A 21,683-nucleotide genomic window follows, 5' to 3' on the forward strand; every position below is an offset into this window, starting at 1 on the left:
TCCCAGGTGCCCGGAGGGTGCTTGACATGCGCTGCGGCATCATGCGCTCCTATCCGCGAGGGAGGTCGCCATGGCGCCGATTCTGCGACGTGCTGTGCGGGGGTCGAGCCCGCCCTGGATGCGGAGGGTCTGTCGGGCGTGGATCCCGCTCGCGATGTTCGTGATCTGCGTGCTCGCGCAGGCGGGCTGTACGTGCATGCCGGAGCGCCCGCCGGTTCATCCTCACAGCACCATCGCCTGCCGGACGCGCGACCCGAGCGATCCCGTGAGCGCCGGACGCGCACCGGGGGTCAAGACCGTCGCTGCCGGCGCCATGGCGGGGACGTTCTCGGTCACGAGCACGGGAGAGGCGACGTACGTCATGCCGCTCGTCTCGGTCCCGGGACGCGCGGGCGTGGAGCCGCGGCTCGCCCTCCAATTCGATAGCGGCGGCGGCGAAGGCGCCCTCGGGGCGGGGTTCTCGATCGCCGGGCTGTCGGCGATCACGCGGTGTCCGAAGAGCCTGGCCCAGGACGGGGAGATCCGCGGCGTCCGGTACGACGGGGACGACGCGCTCTGCCTCGACAGCAAGCGGCTTGTCGCGGTGGGGCGAGCGCCCGGGACCATCGAGTACAGGACGCTGCCCGACACGAGGGTCAAGGTGGTCGGCCACCATGCCGAGGAAGGGCAGGCGCCCGCGGAGGCGCTCTTTTTCGAGGCGATGATGCCGTCCGGGCTTGTCATCGAGTACGGCAGCGGCGACAGCGGCAAGCCGCTCGCGCTGGGTGGCGCCCCGCGCGCGTGGCTCGCCACCAAGGCGCGCGACGGGCGCGGCAACGCCATGACGTACGACTACTGTCTCGCCAATGCCGAGGGGGGCTTCACGGCGGAGTACGCGCTCGATGAGATCCGATACACGAGCTTCGAGGGAGAGCCGGAGCTCGATCCCTCGCGGGCAGTGCAGTTTGTGTATGCGACGAAGGAGCCGGCCGAGGTCCGAGGTCATTACGCCGGCGGCATGGCGCTCCAGAGCGCGCTGCGCCTCGACGAGATCCAGATGCTCGGGCCGGACAACACGCTTGTGCGGCGCTACGGGTTCACGTACGAGGTGAGCGAGACGACGCGGCGGACGCGCTTGACCGAAGTCGAGGAGTGCGCGGGCGACGGCGTGTGCAAGCCCCCCACGCGATTTCAGTACAGCCGCGGCGAGGCGGGGTTCCAGCGGATCGCGACGAGCGTCGCCAGGCCGACCTCCAGAAAGGCGAGCCCGATGCTCCTCGACATCGACGGCGACGGGCTCGACGACCTCGTGCTCCCGGACACGGTCGCGGGGCTGAGCACGCCCCGCAATCCGATCACCGGCTGGCTCGTCGCGCGCAATCGAGGGCCGGGCGCGGCCGTGCCGTACCCGGAGCCGGCGACCCTGGCGCTCTTCGAGGACTGGCCCGTTGTCGACCCGTCGTTCGAGGCCGCCGATCCGGCTTTCCTTCAGCCCGAGCTCGGGACGAGCATCGATTACAACCAGGATGGCAGGACAGATATCCTGCTGCACGACGTTCACGACGCCACCGACACCTGGCATGTGCTCCTGGCCCGGCCGGACCGCACCTTCGAGGTCCACGATACCGGCATCCGCCGGCCGTTCCCGCTCGGCGTCCGTCCCACGCCGCCGGGATTGAGCCTGCCCGGGGGCGCGATGCACCTCGCCGACGTGGACGGCGACGGCGTGCCCGATCTGATCCAGTGTGACGATCACAGCCGCGAGCTGACCCTGAACCCGCTCGACGCGACGTGGCTCGTCCACCGCTGGAAGCCCGAGCGCGACGGGACGCCGGCGGGGTTCGACCGCGCGGGGGAGTCGCTCGAGCCGCTCAACGGGTTTCCCTGCGAGATGGAGATCCAGACGCTCGACCTCAACGCGGACAGCAAGGTCGATCTGGTCGTGGCGACCGTGCTGACGTTCAGCGATGGCGCGATGTTCCCCGCGTCGACGTGGGCCGCGCTCACCCGCCGGCACGACGGCAGCTGGGAAGTGTTCGACACGAAGCTCCCTCAGATCGGGGGGCGCGTCGTATTTCTCGACGTGAACGGGGACGGCTTGCCCGACGCCGTGCAATCCGGCTTCAGCTACCGCGGGCTCCGCACGTACCTCAACACGGGGGCGACGTTCGCCACGCCGGGGGTCGAGAGCCTCGGCCAGGTGGGCTTCATCGTGAGCCTTGACCCGGAGGACCTCGACGACAGCCTCGCCCTTGACCCGGCGGAGCTCGGCGCACAGGACACGTTCTTCAAGCTCGCGACACCCCTGGACTACAACAACGATGGAATGCAGGATTTGCTGATGCCGGTGCCACCGGGCATGCTGCCGGGCTCATCCCTCGCGCTGCCGTCGTGGGCCGTCCTGCAGGCCACGGGCGCGCGCGACGGGCCGACGTTCGCGCTCGTCGACCCGAAGATCCCGTTCGAGGCGGCGGTCGGGGCGGCCGTCACGCTCGCCGAGCCGCACGGGCCGAGGGTCGGGGATATCAACGGCGACGGGGCCCAGGATGTGGTGCTGCCGATCGACGGCGGATTCACGATCTTCCAGAACCTCGCGGCCGATCAGGATCTCCTCGTCGCCGTGTCCGACGGGATGAACGCGCACGAGCCGGGCGAGCCGGGCTTCGTGCCGAACGTGAGCGTCGCGTACGGCCATCTCACCGACGCCTCGATCACGAACGACACCGCCGCGGGAGATCCGGAGCGGGAGGGCATGCTCTACGTCTCTCGCGACGACGCGGCGAACGACTGCGATTACCCGCGCCGCTGCGCGGTGGGGCCTCGGCGGGTCGTCAGCGGCTACGCCGTCAACAACGGCGCGGACCGGCCGCGGCGCTTCGAGGTGCGCTACCGCGATGGGCGCTACCACCGCCTCGGGCGGGGGTTTCTGGGGTTCGGGGAGCGAATCGTCGTCGATCTCGACACCCGCGCCGGGACGGCCGAGCGGTACGACAACGTCACGTTCGATGAGGAGCTCGAGGTCTTCCCGTTCACGGGGCAGGTGAAGCAGCAGCGGCGCTGGGCTCCGGGGCTGCCGGGCCAACCCAGGCCGGACCGGATCGAGCTCTCGTTCCTCGACGTGAAGCGGACGCTCGTTCCGACGAACGAGGGCGCGAGCTATTTCACGCTCCCGACCGAGCGCCGGACCCGGCGAGCGCAAGGGGTGGTTCCGCCGGAGAACGGCGAGGCGCCCACCGTGGAGGCGTACGTCGAGCAGGTCGCGTCGGGCGACGGGGACGGGGCGACGATCCTGCGCGACACGCTGGCGGAGGTGACGGACTTCGACGCGTTCGGCAACGTGATCACCGAGGAGGTGTCGACCCGCGATGTCGACCTGACGCTCGACATCACGCGCACCTACAAAAACGACACAGAGCGCTGGGTGCTCGGCCAGCTGGCGACGGAGCAGGCGTGCAGCGCGGCCGCGGGGCGCTCGCAGTGTCGCCTGCTCACGCGAACGACGACGGATTATGGCGAGATTGACACCGAGTCCACGGACAGCGACGAAGGCATCCCGGATACGAAGCTCGATGTCGTGTACACGCGGGACGACTTCGGGAACGTCACGGGGGTGACGGCGGACGACGCGTTCGGCCACCACCGGGCGTGGAGCACGACGTACGACCCCGAGGGGATCTTCCCCGAGACGCACGTCAACGCGGCCGGCCACACCACGCGCGTGGAGCTCGATGAGGGGCTCGGCGTGCTCGTCGAGCGGGTCGATCCGAACGGGCTCGTGACCGAGTGGAGATACGACGGCTTCGGCCGCCTCGGGCTCGAGATTCGGCCCGATGGGACGCAGACGACGATCGAGCTGTCGCGCACAAAGGACGGCGGCCCGGACCAGGACGGTTGGCGCGTGACGCAGCGGACCACGACGACCGGCGGCGCCGACGATGCGGTCGAATACGACAGCCTGGGCCGTCCGATCCGGTGGTTGTGGCACGGACCTTCCGTGGAGGGCGCCAGGGACGAGCTTCCGCGCTTGATGCAAGAGATCGCGTACGACGCACTCGGCGAGCACATCGCGCGGCGCTCGGTGCCGGCTCGCGAGGGCACGCCCGAAGACGAGATCCTGCACGACGTCTACGAGCACGACGCGGTGGGCCGCGAGGTGCAGCACACGACGCCGTGGAACGCGGTCGTGGAGACCGACCACGACGCCTTGCGCGTCGAGGTCACCGATGCGCTCGGTCACGTGACCGCGGTCGAGAAGGACCCGCTGGGACGGCCGGTGGCCGTCACCGACGCGGCGCTGGGCGTCACGCGTTATGGCTACGGCCCGTTCGGGGTGCTGACGACGGTCACCGCTCCGGGCGGCGCGGTTACGACCACGACCCACGACGCATTCGGCCGCGTCCGGCGGCGCGAGGATCCGGATCGGGGCACGACGGTGTCCACGAACGATGGCTTCGGGGAGCTCGTCACCTCGACCGACGCGCTCGGGCGAGTCACGACGTTCGAGTACGATCCTCTCGGGCGCGCCCGATCGCGCCTGGACGAGCACGGCGCGGAGCGGCGGACGACCACGTGGATCTGGGATACGGCGGCGAACGGCATCGGCAAGCTCGAGGCGCTCGCGAGCCCCGATGGACAGAAGACGTACACCTACAACGCGGAGAGCAAGCTCGAGACGGTGACGCTCCGCATCGAGGGGGAGCGCGCGGCCCTGGAGAGCAGGCTCGACTATGACGACCTGGGTCGCGTCGCGACGATCACCTACCCCGCCCCGGCCGGCGCGGCGCCGTTCGTCGTGGCTCACGACCACGACGCCCACGGCCACGTGCTCGCCGTGCGCGACGCCGCGACGCGCTCTGCCTACTGGCGCCTGACCGATGTGGACGACGCGGGACGCTTCCGCGAGGAGGCGTTCGGCAACGGCACCATCACGGAGCGGAGCTACTTCGTCGACAAGCAACGCCTGGAGAGCCTCGTCACCCGGCGCGGCACGGCCGAGGTGCAAGACCTGTCGTATGACTACGACGCGCGGCGGAGCCTCACGCTCCGGACCGATGCGCTGCAGCCACAGCATCGGACCGAGCGCTTCCGCCATGACGCGCTGGAGCGGCTGACGTGCGCGTACTTCAGCGCCACCGACAGCGCGTCGGTGCCGTGCGCGCTCCGCTACGAGGTCGCGCCCGACGGCAATCTCACCTTCAAGTCGGATGTCGGCACGCTCGCCTACGACGACCCGCTGCACCCGCACGCCGTCACCGGCGCGGGCACGGACCGCTTCAGCTACGACGCCGTCGGCCACCAGATCGCGCGCCCGGGCGGCGTGACGGTGCGTTACACGCCGTTCGACCTGCCGGAGACCATCGCGCAGGGCGCGAGCACCGTCTCGTTCGCCTACGACGGCGACCAGCAGCGGATCCGCAAGACCACGCCGGACAAGGAGACGCTGTACTTCGGCGATCTGTACGAGCGGGTCACCGACGCGGCGGCGGGAAGCGCCGAGCATCGGTACCACGTCCACTCGCCGGAGCGGCTGGTGGCGATCGTGACCCGAGGGGGCGCCGCGGCCGGCACGCGCTACGTCCATGTCGACCACCTCGGCTCGGTCGATGCGCTCACCGACGAAGACGGCGACGTGGTCGAGCGGCGGAGCTACGATCCGTTCGGCCAGCGGAGAGACCCGGTGTGGGGACAGCCCGTGCCGGCGTCGTTCTCCAGCGAGACGACGCGGGGGTTCACAGGGCACGAGGGCGACGAGGAGCTCGGCCTCGTCAACATGAAGGGGAGGATGTTTGACCCGAGGATCGGTCGGTTCTTGACGACCGATCCGATCGTGCAGGCGCCGCTCTCGGGCCAGAGCTGGAACCCGTACAGCTACGTGCGCAACAGCGCGCTCAACTACGTGGATCCGAGCGGGTTTCAGGAGGAGCCCCAGGCCGCCGGGGGATTGCCAATTTCAGCGGTCCACGGGAGCGACGGAGTCGTCACCCCTTGTGTGCGAGGGTGTTCGGTAACGATCCAAGGAGTTCGGCCTGCGAGACCCAATCGCGAGTCCGTGACGGTCATCGCCGCGAGCCCCAGTCGCGAGCCCTTGGAGGTCGGCGCCACGACGGCGCCTGTCGACGTGGGCACGACCGGCACCTCGTCCGGGTACGTGCCGCAGCCGGTGACCGTCTCGCCGGAGCACGCCGGCGCCGGCGGCCCGGGCACCATCGTGGGCCAGACCTTGCTGGGCGCCGCGGAGGGCACGGGCGACCTCGGCTTCGGCATCGCGCGGTCGCTGGTGCTCAATGCGCTGACGTTCGGGATCTACGGCGGATACGAGCTAGGCGGCGCGCTCTGGCAGGGCTACGACCAGGACGGGCTCCTCGGCGCGCTGAACGCCGTGAACCCGCTCTTCCACATCGGGCAGGGCGCCGCGGACACCGCGCTCGCGATCGACCGAGGCGACTACCGGGAAGCGGGCGCGGCGGGGACGAGGTCGGTGATCCTCGCGGCGGCCACCGTCTTCGGCGCGGGAAGAGGGTTGGGGGCGGCGGCGGAGGGGTCGGCGGTGGCGGCGGGGGCCGGAAGGGGGGTACCGCAGCTCGGAGGCTCGTACTCATCGGTGCGAGCAGCAGCTACTGGTGGGGGCCTGCGCGGCGAGGTACATCACATGCCGTCGTGGGCGGCGACCCGCGACGCGCGAATGGCTGGTACTACACGTGGGAATTCGCCGACAATATGGATGGATACGGTCGACCATGCAATGACTGCTAGTCATGGCAGCGGTGGGGCTGCTGCTGCTGCGTACCGTACGCAGCAGCAGGCGCTGATCGCACAGGGACGGTATCTCGACGCGATGATGATGGACGTCCACAACATCCGGTCGCTATTCGGGATGAAATACGAAGGCGCAATCCAGCAGATGGGAGAGGCATTCTGGAGGGCGAACCAGTGAGCCGAAGAACCATGATTGTTTACCCACACGAAGGCGTCGATCGAATCCGCTTCGGGATGCCTCGCGCGGATGTTGAGCGCACCTTATCGATCGCGCCCAAGCGCTTCAAAAGGAACGCGTACGGCTTGGAAGAAGACTACTTCGAGAGCCTAGGACTGTTCGTGTCGTATGATGAGCGCGGATCGTGCGATGCGGTCAGTGTCGCGCGAGGCTGCGGCACTGACTTGGATTATGATGGTTATCGACTGTTTGCTCATCCGGCACGGGACGTGCGCATGTGGGCTCTGCTACGAGACCCGCAGCTTGATCCCAAAGACGGCTTCAACTCAAAGGCGCTAGGCCTCGGAATGTGGGCCGACTGGATTGATGAACCCGAGTTAGAGCCGGACGAGCTTCTGGATCCTGCAGCGTCGTTCATTGTTTTTTGTCCCGGCTATTATGAGCAGGCATGGACGCGGATGGCGGATTCGGGCCTGGTTGCGCCCGGCAGTTGCAATGGACCTATACCAGCCGATCGTTAGGTGTCGCAATAGGCAGGTTCGCGCCGAGCGGTGGGTGCTCGGCCAGCTGGCGACGGAGCAGGCGTGCAGCGCGGCCGCGGGGCGCTCGCAGTGTCGCCTGCTCACGCGCACGACGACGGACTATGGCGAGATTGACACCGAGTCGACGGACAGCGACGAAGGCATCCCGGATACGAAGCTCGATGTCGTCTACACGCGGGACGACTTCGGCAAGGACGGCGGCCCGGACCAGGACGGTTGGCGCGTGACGCAGCGGACCACGACGCCCGGCGGTGCCGACGATACGGTCGAATACGACAGCCTGGGCCGCCCGAGCCGGTGGTTCTGGTACGGGTCTTTTGTGGAGGGCGCCAGGGACGAGCTTCCGCGCTTGATGCAAGAGATCGCGTACGACGCACTCGGCGAGCACATCGCGCGGCGCTCGGTGCCGGCTCGCGAGGGGACGCCCGAAGGCGAACTCCTGCACGACGCCTACGAGCACGACGCGTTGGGCCGCGAGGTGCGGCACACGACGCCGTGGAACGCGGTCGTGGAGACCGACCACGACGCCTTGCGCGTCGAGGTCACCGACGCGCTCGGTCACGTGACCGCGGTCGAGAAGGACCCGCTGGGACGGCCGGTGGCCGTCACCGACGCGGCGCTGGGCGTCACGCGTTATGGGTACGGCCCGTTCGGCGCGCTGCACGCCGTCACCGATCCGGGCGGCGCGGTTACGACCACGACCCATGACGCATTCGGCCGCGTCCGGCGGCGCGAGGATCCCGATCGGGGCACGACGGTGTCCACGAACGATGGCTTCGGGGAGCTCGTCACCTCGACCGACGCGCTCGGGCGAGTCACGACGTTCGAGTACGATCCTCTCGGGCGCGCCCGAGCGCGCCTGGACGAGCACGGCACCGAGCAGCGGACGACAACGTGGACGTGGGATACGGCGGCGAACGGCATCGGCAAGCTCGAGGCGCTCGCGAGCCCCGATGGACAGAAGACGTACACCTACAACGCGGAGAGCAATCTCGAGACGGTGACGCTCCGCATCGACGGAGAGAGCGCGGCCCTGGAGAGCAGGCTCGACTACGACGAGCTCGGCCGCGTCGAGACCATCACGTACCCCACGCCGGCCGGCGCGGCACCGTTCGTCGTGGCCCACGACCACGACGCCCACGGCCACGTGCTCGCGGTGCGCGACGCCGCGACGCGCTCTGCCTACTGGCGCCTGACCGACGTCGACAGCGCAGGCCGCTACCGAGAGGAGGCGTTCGGCAACGGCACCGTCACGGAGCGGAGCTACTTCGCCGACAAGCAACGCCTGGAGAGCCTCGTCACCCGGCGCGGCACGGCCGAGGTGCAAGACCTGTCGTACGACTATGACGCGCGGCGGAGCCTCACGCTCCGGACCGACGCGCTCCAGCCGACGCACCGGACCGAGCGCTTCCGCCATGACGCGCTGGAGCGGCTGACGTGCGCGTACTTCAGCGCCACCGACAGCGCGTCGGTGCCGTGCGCGCTCCGCTACGAGATCGCGCCCGACGGCAATCTCACCTTCAAGTCGGATGTCGGCACGCTCGCCTACGACGACCCGCTGCACCCGCACGCCGTCACCGGCGCGGGCACGGACCGCTTCAGCTACGACGCCGTCGGCCACCAGATCGCGCGCCCGGGCGGCGTGACGGTGCGTTACACGCCGTTCGACCTGCCGGAGACCATCACGCAGGGCGCGAGCACCGTCTCGTTCGCCTACGACGGCGACCAGCAGCGAATCCGCAAGACCACGCCGGACAAGGAGACGCTGTACTTCGGCGATCTGTACGAGCGGGTCACCGAAGCGGCGGCGGGAAGCGCCGAGCATCGGTACCACGTCCACTCGCCGGAGCGGCTGGTGGCGATCGTGACCCGAGGGGGCGCCGCGGCCGGCACGCGCTACGTCCATGTCGACCACCTCGGCTCGGTCGATGCGCTCACCGACGAAGACGGCGACGTGGTCGAGCGGCGGAGCTACGATCCGTTCGGCCAGCGGAGAGACCCGGTGTGGGGGGAGCCCGTGCCGGCGTCGTTCTCCAGCGAGACGACGCGGGGGTTCACAGGGCACGAGGGCGACGAGGAGCTCGGCCTCGTCAACATGAAGGGGAGGATGTTTGACCCGAGGATCGGTCGGTTCTTGTCGACCGATCCGATCGTGCGGGCACCGCTCGCCGGTCAGAGCTGGAACCCGTACAGCTACGTGAGCTATCGCCCGCTGAGCTACGTGGATCCGAGCGGGTACCAGGAAGAGCCGCAGGCGACTGTGGGGTCGCAAGCCCCAGGGGTGCTCGGGGATGACGGAGCCACTCCATCCCGGTATCGAGGCCAGGTCAGTGTCGTAGGTCCTCCGCCCCCGTGGCGCTCGCGCGAGCCTGCGAAGGCCCCGGAGGCCGCGGAGGTCGGCGCCACGACGGCGCCTGTCGATGTGGGCACGACCGGCACCTCGTCCGGGTACGCGCCGCAGCCGGTGACCGTCTCGCCGGAGCACGCGGGCGCCGGTCCGGATGACGACGGGTCACATCACGGATGACGGCGGCCTCCGGCCGGATGACGACGGGTCACACCACGGATGACGGCGGCCTCCGGCCGGATGACGACGGGTCGCACCACGGATGACGGCGGTCTCCTGCCGGATGCCGACGGGTCACACCACGGATGACGGCGGCCTCCGGCCGGATGCCGACGGGTCACACCATGGATGCCGACGGTTCCCGGCCGGATGACGACGGCCCGAGCCCGTACGACGATGGCTCCAGCCCGTAGCACGACGACTCCCGGCCGGATGACGGCGAGCTCCGCCTCGGATGACGGCGAGCTCCGCCTCGGATGACGATGGCTCCTCGCGGCGTGACGACGGCCTCCGCCTCGATGCCGGCGGCGCGGCGCCGCGCGACACGCGCCGCGCCGTCGTCGCCAAGAGACAGGCTCCCGCAGGCGCTGGCCGGCTCGACGACCAAAACTTGCGATCCCCTCGACGTCCCTTTCCGCACGCGTCTAGCCTTTGGTCATGGCCAAACCTACCTCTCCTCCCGAAGAGACAGACGACAACGATCCGACGCTCGAAGCCCTGGCCGCGAAGCTGGGCAAGCCGGAGCCAGGGCTCCTCGAGGCCTTGCTCGACGGCACGACCGAGGCCCGGCTCGTCGAGCGGGGCCGACAGATCGCCTCCTCGCGCGTATTGACCGATATGCGCCGCCTCTATGCGACGGCGCACGCGTGCTGGTCAGGCGCCTCGAATGACAAGCGGGAGAAGCTGCGCGGCTTCTCGCCGGAGCTGCTCGCGCTCGCCGTCGAGCAGGCGCTCGCGCTGGAGCGCCTGCTCGACGCGCACGAGAGCGCCGGGCAGAAGAAGGACGCCTCGCGCGCCACAAGGGACGCGGCGCTGCGCGAGCGGCTCTCGCGCGCCCTGCTCCTGCGCGATCAGGCCTACGAGGTCCTGCGCGGCGTCGCCGGCTCGAGCAAGGAGGCGCGCGAGGAGCTCTCGCAGGCGGTCGGCACGGCAGAAGACCCCGCCGCGCTCGCGCGCGGGCTCGCCCAACTCGCCGCGCTCGGCAAGCGCTACCTCGCGCAGAAGAAGGGCCCGCTCGCCGTGCGCGCCAGGCTGATGCGGCTCGACCAGGACTACGTCGAGCGTCTCGACGAGGCGGCCGAGGAGCTGACCCAGGTGGCGAAGACCGCCGCCGCGCGCCCCGCAGGACAGAAGGTCACGAGCGGCGATCTCGACCGGACCGACGGTATCAACCTGATCCTGCTCGAGCAGATCGTGCGGGTGTTCGAGCGCGCCAACGAGCAGGATCCGACCATTCCGCGGCTCGTGCCCATCGCGACCCGGAGGCTGTTCAGCCGCAAGATCCGGAAGAAGACCGCCGAGACGGCCGGCGGCGCCGCCGCCGGGGGCGGCACGGCTGGGGGCGGCACGCCGCCGGACGAGGAGGATCCGCTCGAAGGCGACGACACCCCGGTCTGAACCGAGATCGCCCTCCGCCGGGAGCGCGCGCCGCTGCTCCCGGCACCGCCGAGTCGCACTCGGATCGCCCGCCGCCCGCCACGCCGCGCGCGCCCTCGTTCACACCACCCCCGAGAACACCCCTCCCGCTCCGGCCTCCGGCCTCCCGCTCCGACCTCCCGCGCCGGCCTCCGGCCCCTGCGCGCCGCGCGCCACGCTCGGCGCTTTCCGCCGTCGAAATCTCGACATCTCCCTGGAATCCTTCTTGCTGAGCTCGCGCGCGCGACGAACGGAGGAACCCATGCGTCAGCCACTATCTCGTTCTCTTGTCCTGGTAGGGCTCGTGTCCACGAGCGCTTTCTCGTCATTCCTCGGGGCCTGCGGGTCGGAGGGCCCCGCACCGATGCCCAACTTCGGTATCGAGGGCTCTGATCCGCGGATCACGGTGACGGAGGTGCCGCCGCCGGCCATCAGCGGCGGGACGCTGCTCATCGCCCGCGACGGTCGCACGGCGGTGGCGGCGGACGCCGACCGCGACCGCGTCTGGATCGTCGATCTCGACGGCGACGAGGTGGCGGCGGTCGCGCTGGAGCGCGGCGACGAGCCGGGGCGGCTCGTCGAGGACGCGAGCGGCCGGGTCCACGTGGCGCTCCGGCGCGCCGGGGCCGTGGCGACCCTCGATATCGAGACGCGGTCGGTCGTCGCGCGCAGGGAGGTCTGCCGCGCGCCCCGCGGGGTCGCCTTCGACGCCTCCCTCGACGCCGTCCACGTCGCCTGCGCCGGCGGCGAGCTCGTGACGCTCCCGGCCTCCGGCGGCCCCGCCGTCCGGAAGCTCCGCCCCGCCGCCGACCTGCGCGACGTCGTGGTCGACGGCGACCGGCTCCTCGTCAGCCGCTTCAAGTCCGCAGAGACGCTGGTCGTGGGCCCGGACGGCGAGGTGCTCTCGCGCCGCGCGCTCCCCGCCTTCCGCTCGACCGGGATCCGCTCCTCGGACTACGCGCCTTCCGTGGCCTGGCGCATGACGCCGCGCCCAGGCGGCGGCGCGATGATGGTCCACCAGCGCGCGATGTCGTCACAGGTCACCCTCGCGCCGGGCGGTTATTACCAGGCGGCCGACTGCGATGGGAACATCGTGCACGGCACGATCAGCAGGATCGACCCGGCGGACGCTCCCGACTCACCGACCACCGCGCCGCCTGCGGCCGCGATCCCGGGCGTCTCGCTGCCGGTCGATATCGCGGTCGCGCCCGACGGCGCGCGCCTCGCCATCGTGGGGGCCGGCAACAACGTGGTCGTGACCACGACGGTCGGCGACATGACGAACAGCGCCGCGACAACCAACTGCAATCCCGAGGTCACCTCGCAGCCGCTGAGCGGGCAGCCGGTCGCCGTGGCGTTCGACGGCCGGGGCGCGGTCGTCGTGCAGCTGCGCGAGCCGGCCGCCCTGGAGGTGCTCGGCGGGCGCACCATCGCGCTGCCGGGCGAGAGCGTGAGAGACACAGGCCACGAGATGTTCCATCGCCCGCCGAACGGCTCCAGCGCCGTCGCGTGCGCGTCGTGCCACCCCGAGGGACACGAGGACGGGCAGACGTGGAACTTCGATCCCGTGGGCCTGCGGCGGACGCAGGCCATGGGCGGCGGCATCCTGCAGACGGCGCCCCTCCACTGGAGCGGCGATATGCAGGACCTCGCGGGCCTGATGGGCGAGGTGTTCGTCTCCCGCATGGGCGGCCCGAAGCCCGGCGCCCGGCGGCTCGACCTGATGGCCCGTTACATCGACAGCCTGCCCGCCTTCCCGGCGTCGCCGCCCGAGGACGAGGCCGCCGTGTCGCGCGGCGCGGCGCTCTTCCATGACAAGAAGGTGGCCTGCGCCGACTGCCACAGCGGCCCGATGCTCACCAACAACCGGAACGAGGATGTCGGGACCGGCGAGCTCCTCCAGGTGCCCTCGCTCATCGGCATCTCCGGGCGCGCCCCGTTCATGCACGACGGCTGCGCCGCGACGCTCCGCGATCGCTTCGATCCCGCGTGCGGAGGCGACGATCACGGCGACGTCTCCGGTCTGACCTCCGTGCAGGTCGACGATCTCGTCGCCTATCTCGAGTCCCTCTGAGCGCTGGCCCCGCCGCGCTCCCCGCGCGACCCGATTGAGGCGTTCCTCATCACCCGGGGCCGATTGCCACGATCGCGCCCCGTGATCTTCCGACCAGCGCGACGCCAGCGCCGCAACCGACGGGAAATCCGGACGCGCGTCAGGGAACGTCGCGGCGCCCCCGGACGGCACAGCGGTTGCTCCGACCTCGGGGCAGACACCGCGGTTCGATGGATCCGAGCCACAGGCACGGTCTTGTCTTCTCTGCTCACGACAGGGCGAGCCGGGGCTTCCGGCGGAGAAGCGGGACCGCGCGGAGGCGCGAGCTCGCAAGGAGGAGACCATGCCGAGAGGCGACAAATCCAGCTACACAGGCAAGCAGAAGCGACAGGCCGAGCACATCGAGGAGGGATACGAGAAGCGCGGCGTGCCGGAAGAGGAGGCCGAGCGGCGGGCCTGGGCGACCGTCAACAAGATGACCGGCGGAGGGAAGAAGTCGGGCTCGGGGGTGGGCAAACCGGTGAACAAGGAGCCGGCGAAGGAGGGAGGCCGCAAGGGCGGCGCCGCGTCCAAGGCGCGGCCGGCCTCCGCGAGGAGCGCGGCGGCGAAGAAGGCGGCCGCGACCCGCAAGCGGAACGCCGCGGCGAGCGCCGGGCGGGGGACGGCCGCGAAGAGGGCGCCGAGGCGCGCGAGCGGGACAGGCACGCGGCGCGCCGCGAGCGGATCCTGACCTCGGCGTGAGGAGGGGAGAGGGGACGAACATGCAGGAACTTCAGGGCAGCGGGGCATCGGACGGCGAGGGCCGCGGGGTAGGGGACGAGTCCGGACCGCAGGAGGAGAGCCCGAGGGGGCGCACCTTCCTCGCAAACCTCGTCCGCGAGCTGTTCCAGACGGAGCGCTCGGCGAAGGCGCATCCGCTCGTCGAGGCGGAGCGTCTCGGCGATGTGCCGCCGGCGCACGCTCTGCGGGCGGTCTCGGCCCACGCGGAGGCCGTGCTGTCGGAGCTCCCCTCGCTCCTCGGCGAGCGCGGGCTGCCCGTCAGCGTGGGCGGGAGCGCGGTGGGCCAGGCCTTCTCGGTGCTGCGCGATCACATCGCCGATCAGCTGCTGAGCGCCGAGAGGTCCTACCGCGGCACGCTCCTCGGGATGCGCCACGGCGTCGACCTCGTCGAGCTGATCCAGTACGTCGCCGCGGCGGAGGGCGACACGCTCCTCGCGGCGTGGTGCGCGCGGTGGCTCTCGACGCGCCGGCCCCTCGTCGAGGCGGCCGCGAGCGAGCTCGCGTGGTTCGCGGCGCGCCCGGCGCGCGCCACCCGGGCGGCGAAGGACTGCGCCGTCGCCCACCTGCTCCAGGGCCTCGTCCACGGCGCCGAGCTCGCGGCGCAGCAGCTCCGCCGCCTCGCCGCGCTCGCGAGGTGATCCCTTCCGGCCGCGCGAGCGCTACGTTCGGGCGCGGACAGCCTGTGCCCACGAGGTCCATCGAGAACATGCCTTCGCAACAGACAAGGGGCGAGCCCGCCGAGCCGGCCTCGCCTTTGCTGGAGCCCGCGGCGGCAGAGCCCGCGCCGGTCCGGCGCACCGGGCCGGAGGCCGCTCCGCTCGACCAGGAGCGCGATGCGCTGCGCGGGTCTCTTGCCGACTGCGCGCTGATCGACGCCTTCTTCCAGGCGACGACCGCCGGGCTCGGGGTGATCGACCGCGACCTCCGCGTCGTGCGGCTCAACCAGGCGCTGGCCGACATCAACGGGATCCCCCTCGAGGCGCACCTCGGCAGGACCCTGCCCGAGCTGCTCCCGGAGATGGGGGACGCGATCGTCGCCCCGCTCCGGCGCGCCCTGGAGACGGGGGAGGCGTTCACCGCCGAGGTGACGGGGAAGACGCGGGCGTCGGATCAGCCGCGCTCCTGGCTGGTCAACTACGCCCCTGTGCGAGCGAGGGACGGGCATGTCATCGGCGTCGGGACCGTCGTCCTCGACATCACCGAGCGCAAGCGGACCGAGGACCGGCTCCAGGAAGAGGGGGAGACGCTCGAGCTGCTCAATCGGGCGGGCAAGCAGCTCGCCGCCGAGCTGGATCTGGAGAAGCTCGTGCAGGCGGTGACCGACGCGGCCACCCGGCTGAGCGGCGCCCAGTTCGGCGCGTTCTTCTACAATGTCACGAGCGCCGAGGGGAAGAGCTACACGCTCTACACGATCTCCGGCGTGCCCCGGGAGCACTTCTCCGGGTTCCCGATGCCGCGGAACACGGACGTGTTCGCGCCGACCTTCATCGGAGAGGGCGTGGTGCGCCTCGACGATGTCACGCAGGATCCGCGCTACGGGAACAACCCTCCTTACAACGGCATGCCGAGAGGCCACTTGCCGGTCGTCAGCTACCTGGCCGTGCCGGTGGTCTCCCGTTCCGGGAGCGTCATCGGGGGGCTGTTCTTCGGGCACTCGGCGCGGGGCGTCTTCACCGAGCGGGCGGAGCGGCTGGTGGTCGGCCTCGCGGCTCAGGCCGGCATCGCGATGGACAACGCGCACCTGTTCCGGCGGGCGCAGGAGCTCATCCAGGCGCTGGAGCGGAGCAACAAGGAGCTCGACCGCTTCGCCTACGTGGCGAGCCACGATCTGAAGGCGCCCCTCCGCGCCATCGCGAACCTCTCGCAGTGGATCGAGGACGATCTCGTGGACAAGGCGTCGCCCGAGACGCGCCAGCACATGGAGCTGCTGCGCTCGCGCGTGGTCCGGCTCGAGGCGCTCATCGACGGGATCCTGCGCTACTCGCGCGCCGGACGCCTGCGCGACAGGCCCGAGAGCGTGGACGTCCGGAAGCTCCTCGACGACGTCCTCGCGCTGCTCACGGTCCCCGAGGGCGCGTCGATCGAGATCGCGGCGGGCATGCCGGCGCTCCTCGCGGAGCGGGTTCCCCTCGAGCAGGTCTTCCTGAACCTGATCGGCAACGCCCTGAAGTATGCCGATCGCCCCGACGCGCGCGTCGAGGTGCGGGGGCGGGATCTGGGCGAGCTCTGGGAGTTCTCGGTGAAGGACAACGGGCCGGGGATCGCCCCGCAGTACCACCAGAAGGTCTGGGAGATCTTCCAGACCCTGAATCCGCGCGACAACATCGAGGGGACGGGGATCGGGCTCTCGATCGTCCAGAAGATCGTGCTCAGCAAGGGCGGCCGAGCGTGGGTCGAATCGGAGAAGGGCGCCGGAGCCACGTTCTTCTTCACCTGGCCGCGGAGCGAGCCGGACGCCGGGAGCGGCGTGCGCTGAGGAGGCCCGGCCGCAGCGCCGTGCGACCCGGCGACCCGCGGCAGCCAGCGGCAGCCAGCGGCAGCCAGTGTGGCGATCTGCCACGCTCCGCGCCGCGTGAGGCGGCCTGGAGCGGCGCAGCCGGCCGGCGGCCGCATTCGCCGGCGCGATGAGCGGGGCGATGGGCGGGCAGGTCGGGCGCGCGGATTGCTTCGCAGCGGTGAACGTTGCGCGCGATCCGCTTCATCGAGGATCGGTGAGCGCGAGCGCTGGCCCTCTTGCTGGAAATGCGGTGGTGATGCCTCGATCCGTGGCTGTCCTGTTGAACTGCTCTTCCCGGTCGAACCGCGCGGCGGAGCAGCGCGTGCGGCTCGGGGAGCTCCTGAAAGAGAGCGGCTTGGACGCCGAGATGCTGTACGCCGAGAAGGGCCAGCACATGGGGGAGCTCGCCCGCCGCGCGGCGCGGGGGCCTCACGACCTCGTCGTGGCGGGCGGCGGCGATGGCACGATGAACACGGTCGCCGCCGCGATCGCCGACACCGACAAGACGATGGGGGTCTTGCCGCTCGGGACGGTGAACCATTTCGCCAAGTACCTCGGCGTTCCGCTGACCCTCGAGGGCGCCGTGCGCACGCTTGTCGAGGGGCGGCGCGTCCGGGTCGACCTGGGCGAGGTCAACGGCCGTGTCTTCGTGAACAACTCGACGCTGGGCATCTACCCGAGCATCGTGCGCGACCGCGAGGCGCTCCGGAAGCGGAGCGGGCTGAACAAGTGGCTCGCCCTGGCGCTGGCGACCGTCTCGGGGATCCGGCGGCACGAGGGCGTCCGTCTCCGGCTCCTCCTGGACGGGCAAGAGCTCCAGCTGGACACGCCGTTCGTGTTCGTGGCCAACAACGACTTCAAGCTCGGCGACGTCGATCTCGCCCGCCAGCGCCCGCCGGGCTCGGGCGAGCTCGGCGTGTGCGTCGCGCACGCGGACAGCCGCCTCTCCAGGGTCAAGCTCATCGCCAGCGCCCTCGCCGGGCGCATCCAGAAGGCGAGCGATTTCAGCATCTTGCGCACGACGGAGCTCCGGGTGGAGGCGCCGCATCGGCGTCGCCTCCACGTGGCCGCGGACGGCGAGATCCTCAAGATGACGCCGCCGCTGTGCTATCGCACGCGGCCTGAAGCGCTCAGCGTCATCGTGCCCCTGTCCTCCGACGTCAGCGCGGGCTCACGACGGCAGGAGGGCGCATCGGATCCTGTCGCCGCGCTGGGGGGGTGATTCATCATGCGCACGCTCGTGCACCTGTCGGATCTGCACTTCGGCCGAGTCAACAAGGACATCCTCCGCCCGCTGATCCAGAGGATAGGGGGGCTCGAGCCGCACGTGGTCGTGATCTCGGGCGATCTGACCCAGCGGGCGCGCAGCGCCGAGTTCGCCGAGGCGCGCGCCTTCCTCGACGCGCTGCCCTCGCCGCAGATCGTGGTGCCTGGCAACCATGATGTCCCGCTCTACAACCTGTTCGACAGGTTTTTTCGCCCGCTGAACAGGTACCGGAGCCACATCACGGACGACCTCTCGCCGTTCCATCTCGACGCCGAGATCGCCGTCCTGGGCATCAACACCGCGCGGTCGCTGACGATCAAGGACGGGCGCATCAACGAACATCAGATCCAGGGGATCAAGGCGAGGATGTGCGATCTCGGCCCCGAGATCACGAAGATCGTGGTCACGCATCATCCGTTCGATCTGCCCGAGAGCTCGCCGCATACGATCGTCGGGCGCGCGCGGCAGGCGATGGCGGCGATCGCGGGCTGCGGCGTCGACGTCATCCTGTCCGGTCATCTGCACCTGAGCCATACGGGGCACTCGGCGGAGCGGTTCGAGGCCGGCGGCCACTCATCGCTCATCATCCAGGCCGGCACGGCGACCTCGACGCGCGGGCGCGGGGAGCAGAACGCGTTCAACGTGATCCGGATAAGCGGGCACAAGATCGATATCGAGCGGAATTTCTGGGAGCCGGAGAGCAGCGTCTTCAGGATCGGGGGCGCCGAGCATTTCGAGGAGACGGCGCGAGGGTGGGTGCGGGCGGCGTAGGCCTGGCGCGCTGGGCGGTGCTGTCATTGGCCCAGAGCGGTTTCACATGAAGGCAGGAAGTCGGGAAGATCCTTGGTAGTTTCTTCCCCGCCTTCCGGCCTTCATGTTCGGATGACAGCACCACCGTGTGCTGTCGGATGGGTCGAGTGAACGGTAGGCGCCCGGCACCTACCGCGCCGTGGCGCCTCGGTTCCCTTCACCCGATCACGCGAGCTTCCCGAGCTCCCGGAACCGCCCGCGCAGGTCGTTGTAGAGCCCCCGGTACACCGCGTGGATCTCCCGGTAGCGCGCCGCGCGCGCCGGATCCGGCGCGACGCGCGAGACGACATGGACGAACGCGTCCGCCGCCTCCTCGACCGACGAGAACAGCCCCGCGCCCGCCGCGCCGAGGAGCGCCGCGCCGTAGGCCGGCCCCTCGGTCGACGTGGTGATCGCCACCGGCGCCTCGAAGACGTCGGCCATCAGCTGGCGCCAGAACGCGCTGCGCGCCCCGCCGCCGGTCAGCCGGATCTCGTCGATCGTGACCGCCGCCGCGCCGTTCGCCTGCCCGACGCCGCGCATCAGATCCAGCGAGTCCGCGAGCCCGAACGTGATGCCCTCCAGCACCGCGCGCGAGACGTCGGCCTTCGTCGTCCGGGCGCTCAGCCCCACGAACGCGCCGCGCGCCGCCGCGTCGTTGTGCGGCGTGCGCTCGCCCATCAGGTACGGCAGGAAGACGACGCCGCCCGCGCCGGGGCGCGCCGTCGACGCCGTGTCGGCGATGATCTCGTACGGATCGACCTTGCGGAGCTCGGCCGCCAGGCGCTCGCCGTCGCCGAGGACGTCGCGGTACCAGCGGAGCGCGCCGCCGGCGGCGAGCATCACCCCCATCAGGTAAAACCGGCCCGGGACCGCGTGGCAGAAGCTGTGGAGCCGCATCTCGGGCTCCACGATCCAGGAGTCGGTGTGCGCGAGGATCACGCCGCTCGTGCCGACCGACGCCATCGCCCGGCCGCTGCGCACGATGCCGAGCCCCACCGCGCCCGCCGCGTTGTCCGCGGCGCCCCGCACGACGAGCGTGCCCGCCGGCAGCCCCGTCGCGGTCGCGACCTCGGACGTGAGCTGGCCGAGCGGCGCGGTCGAGGGCGCAGACCGCGGGAACACCCCGCGCGGGACCCCGACCGCCTCGAGGAGCTCGGCGCTGAAGGAGCGATCCCCCGGCGAGAACGCCAGCGTGCCGCTCGCGTCGCTGTCGTCCGTCCCGAGCTCGCCCGTCAGCCGCAAACCCACGAAATCCTTCGGCATCAGCACCGCGCGCACGCGGGCGAACGCCTCGGGCTCGTGCTCCCGCAGCCAGAGCAGCTTCGGCAGCGTGAACCCCTCGAGCGCGCGGTTGCCGACGAGGCGCGCGAGCCCCGCGTCGCCGACCTTCGGGTTGGCGCGGATCGCCTCGCACTCGGCCGTCGTGCGCGTGTCGCACCACAGGATCGCCGGCCGGATGACGGCCTGCTGCTCGTCCAGCAAGACCGCCGAGTGCATCTGCCCCGTCAGCCCGATCGCGCGCACCTCGTCCCGGCGCGGGCCGAGGGCGCGGGCGAGCTCGCCGAGGGCGCTCAGCGCCGCCGCGGCGAAGTCCTCGGGATCCTGCTCGGCCCACCCGGCGTGCGGCGTGGAGAGCGGGTATTCGCGGTGCGCCGACGCGACCGCCGCGCCGCGCTCCGTTTCGACTGCGATGGCCTTGAGGCCGCTGGTCCCGACGTCGATTCCGATCACGATGGCCATGAAGAGCGTCCTTTTTCGTAAAGTGAAAGTGAGCGGCTAGAACACGATCTGGAGCTTCATGGGCGCGGTGCCCTTCTTCATCATCTCCAGCCCGCGCTGGAGCTCCTCGACGGGCATCGCCTCGGAGAGGAGCCGCTTCACGTCGACGGCCCCGCGCTCCATCAGCTTGAATGCCCGGTCGTACGTCCTCCTGATCGCGAAGCTGCCGATGATCTCGAGATCGCGCCGGTACACCTCGAACGGCGAGATCTCGACCTTGTCGTGCGGCCCACACACGCCGAACACGAGGTACCGGCCGCCATTCTTGACGTACTGGAGCGAGTCGCCGAGGACCCGCGCGATGCCGGTCGCGTCGATCACGACGTCGAAGCCGTAGGGCGCGATCTTCTTGAGCTTCGCCGCGAGCGCGTTGTCGGCGAGGACCACCTCGGTCGCGCCGTGCTGGCGCGCCAGATCGAGCTTCGACTCGACGACGTCGACCACGGTGACCGCGGCCGCGCCGTTCGCGCGGCTCGCCTGGAGGTGGAGCTGGCCGATCGGGCCGGCGCCGAGGACCAGGACCTCCGAGCCGATCTCGATGCGCGCGCGATCCTGGCCGAAGACGACGCACGCGAGCGGCTCGCAGAACGCCGCCTCGGCGAACGAGACGCGCTCGAAGCGATAACAGTTCTTCGCGGGCACCCGGACGAGCTCGGCGAAGCCGCCGTCGCGGGTCACGCCCACGGCGTTCCACTTCAGGCAGTGGTTCTGCCGGTTGATCATGCAGAAATGGCACTCCTCGCAGGTCACCGTCGGGTCGACCATCACCCGATCGCCGGGCCGGAGGCCCTCGACCTCGTCGCCCACGGCGGCCACCTCGCCGGCGAGCTCGTGCCCCGGGATCAGCGGGAACGTCGGGAAGAAATCGCCCTCCCAGATGTGCACGTCGGTCCCGCAGATGCCGCACGCCTTCGCCCGGACGAGGACGTCGCGCGGGCCGATCTGCGGCGGCGCCACGTCGTTGCGTACGGCGATCTTCTTCACGGCTTCGAGCACGGCTGCCTTCATGCGAGACCCTCCTCGGGCCGCCGCGGAGGCAGCGCGCGGCTGCTCGCTGCGAGGCCCTCTCGTGGCCGTC

At 70.8% G+C, this 21,683-nt stretch carries 11 protein-coding genes and 1 pseudogene; 10 read left to right on the forward strand and 2 right to left on the reverse strand.

Annotation, left to right across the window (positions count from 1 at the left end; translation table 11 throughout):
• Nucleotides 1–154: 154 nt before the first annotated feature.
• From WME75_RS46615 to WME75_RS46660, 10 genes and pseudogenes are all read left to right on the forward strand, one after another.
• Entirely contained in the window at nt 155–6,913 is a 6,759-nt protein-coding gene (locus tag WME75_RS46615; RefSeq protein WP_437484977.1) for an RHS repeat-associated core domain-containing protein, read from the forward strand.
• A gap of 11 nt (nt 6,914–6,924) precedes the next feature.
• Nucleotides 6,925–7,434, forward strand: coding sequence for a hypothetical protein (locus WME75_RS46620; protein WP_437484978.1), 510 nt, complete (start codon nt 6,925–6,927; stop codon nt 7,432–7,434).
• A 34-nt stretch (nt 7,435–7,468) separates the two neighbouring features.
• Complete coding sequence (locus WME75_RS46625; protein WP_437484979.1) at nt 7,469–9,982, forward strand: RHS repeat domain-containing protein; 2,514 nt, start codon at nt 7,469–7,471, stop codon at nt 9,980–9,982.
• Nucleotides 9,983–10,459: 477 nt separating this feature from the next.
• Nucleotides 10,460–11,419, forward strand: coding sequence for a hypothetical protein (locus WME75_RS46630; protein ID WP_437484980.1), 960 nt, complete (start codon nt 10,460–10,462; stop codon nt 11,417–11,419).
• Between the two features lie 382 nt (nt 11,420–11,801).
• On the forward strand, nt 11,802–13,511 hold the full coding sequence (locus WME75_RS46635; RefSeq protein ID WP_437484981.1) for a cytochrome-c peroxidase: 1,710 nt from the start codon (nt 11,802–11,804) through the stop codon (nt 13,509–13,511).
• Nucleotides 13,512–13,833: 322 nt separating this feature from the next.
• A pseudogene (locus WME75_RS46640) lies at nt 13,834–14,136 on the forward strand (hypothetical protein); the annotation flags it as partial.
• 115 nt (nt 14,137–14,251) lie between these two features.
• Nucleotides 14,252–14,908 (forward strand): hypothetical protein, encoded by a 657-nt coding sequence (locus WME75_RS46645; RefSeq protein ID WP_437484984.1) that lies wholly within the window; start codon nt 14,252–14,254, stop codon nt 14,906–14,908.
• 68 nt (nt 14,909–14,976) lie between these two features.
• Complete coding sequence (locus WME75_RS46650) at nt 14,977–16,746, forward strand: sensor histidine kinase (protein WP_437484985.1); 1,770 nt, start codon at nt 14,977–14,979, stop codon at nt 16,744–16,746.
• 289 nt (nt 16,747–17,035) lie between these two features.
• Entirely contained in the window at nt 17,036–17,989 is a 954-nt protein-coding gene (locus WME75_RS46655; RefSeq protein ID WP_437484987.1) for a diacylglycerol/lipid kinase family protein, read from the forward strand.
• A 6-nt stretch (nt 17,990–17,995) separates the two neighbouring features.
• Nucleotides 17,996–18,805 carry a metallophosphoesterase family protein gene (locus WME75_RS46660; RefSeq protein ID WP_437484989.1) on the forward strand — a complete coding sequence of 270 codons (810 nt, stop codon included), beginning with the start codon at nt 17,996–17,998 and terminating at the stop codon, nt 18,803–18,805.
• A gap of 204 nt (nt 18,806–19,009) precedes the next feature.
• On the opposite strand, the gene xylB is transcribed toward WME75_RS46660, so the two are convergent.
• Nucleotides 19,010–20,566 carry a xylulokinase gene (xylB, locus tag WME75_RS46665; protein ID WP_437484991.1) on the reverse strand — a complete coding sequence of 519 codons (1,557 nt, stop codon included), beginning with the start codon at nt 20,564–20,566 and terminating at the stop codon, nt 19,010–19,012.
• 36 nt (nt 20,567–20,602) lie between these two features.
• Nucleotides 20,603–21,613 carry a zinc-dependent alcohol dehydrogenase family protein gene (locus tag WME75_RS46670; RefSeq protein WP_437484993.1) on the reverse strand — a complete coding sequence of 337 codons (1,011 nt, stop codon included), beginning with the start codon at nt 21,611–21,613 and terminating at the stop codon, nt 20,603–20,605.
• Nucleotides 21,614–21,683: the final 70 nt, after the last annotated feature.

It is taken from the genome of Sorangium sp. So ce1014 (assembly GCF_051521505.1).
Classification (GTDB): domain Bacteria; phylum Myxococcota_A; class Polyangia; order Polyangiales; family Polyangiaceae; genus Sorangium.

Coding starts and splice junctions, on each gene's coding strand:
- WME75_RS46630 (WP_437484980.1), top strand. CDS start 10,460: ATGGCCAAACCTACCTCTCCTCCCGAAGAGACAGACGACAACGATCCG.
- xylB (WP_437484991.1), bottom strand. CDS start 20,566: ATGGCCATCGTGATCGGAATCGACGTCGGGACCAGCGGCCTCAAGGCC.
- WME75_RS46670 (WP_437484993.1), bottom strand. CDS start 21,613: ATGAAGGCAGCCGTGCTCGAAGCCGTGAAGAAGATCGCCGTACGCAAC.
- WME75_RS46645 (WP_437484984.1), top strand. CDS start 14,252: ATGCAGGAACTTCAGGGCAGCGGGGCATCGGACGGCGAGGGCCGCGGG.
- WME75_RS46660 (WP_437484989.1), top strand. CDS start 17,996: ATGCGCACGCTCGTGCACCTGTCGGATCTGCACTTCGGCCGAGTCAAC.
- WME75_RS46650 (WP_437484985.1), top strand. CDS start 14,977: ATGCCTTCGCAACAGACAAGGGGCGAGCCCGCCGAGCCGGCCTCGCCT.
- WME75_RS46615 (WP_437484977.1), top strand. CDS start 155: ATGTTCGTGATCTGCGTGCTCGCGCAGGCGGGCTGTACGTGCATGCCG.
- WME75_RS46635 (WP_437484981.1), top strand. CDS start 11,802: ATGCCCAACTTCGGTATCGAGGGCTCTGATCCGCGGATCACGGTGACG.
- WME75_RS46620 (WP_437484978.1), top strand. CDS start 6,925: ATGATTGTTTACCCACACGAAGGCGTCGATCGAATCCGCTTCGGGATG.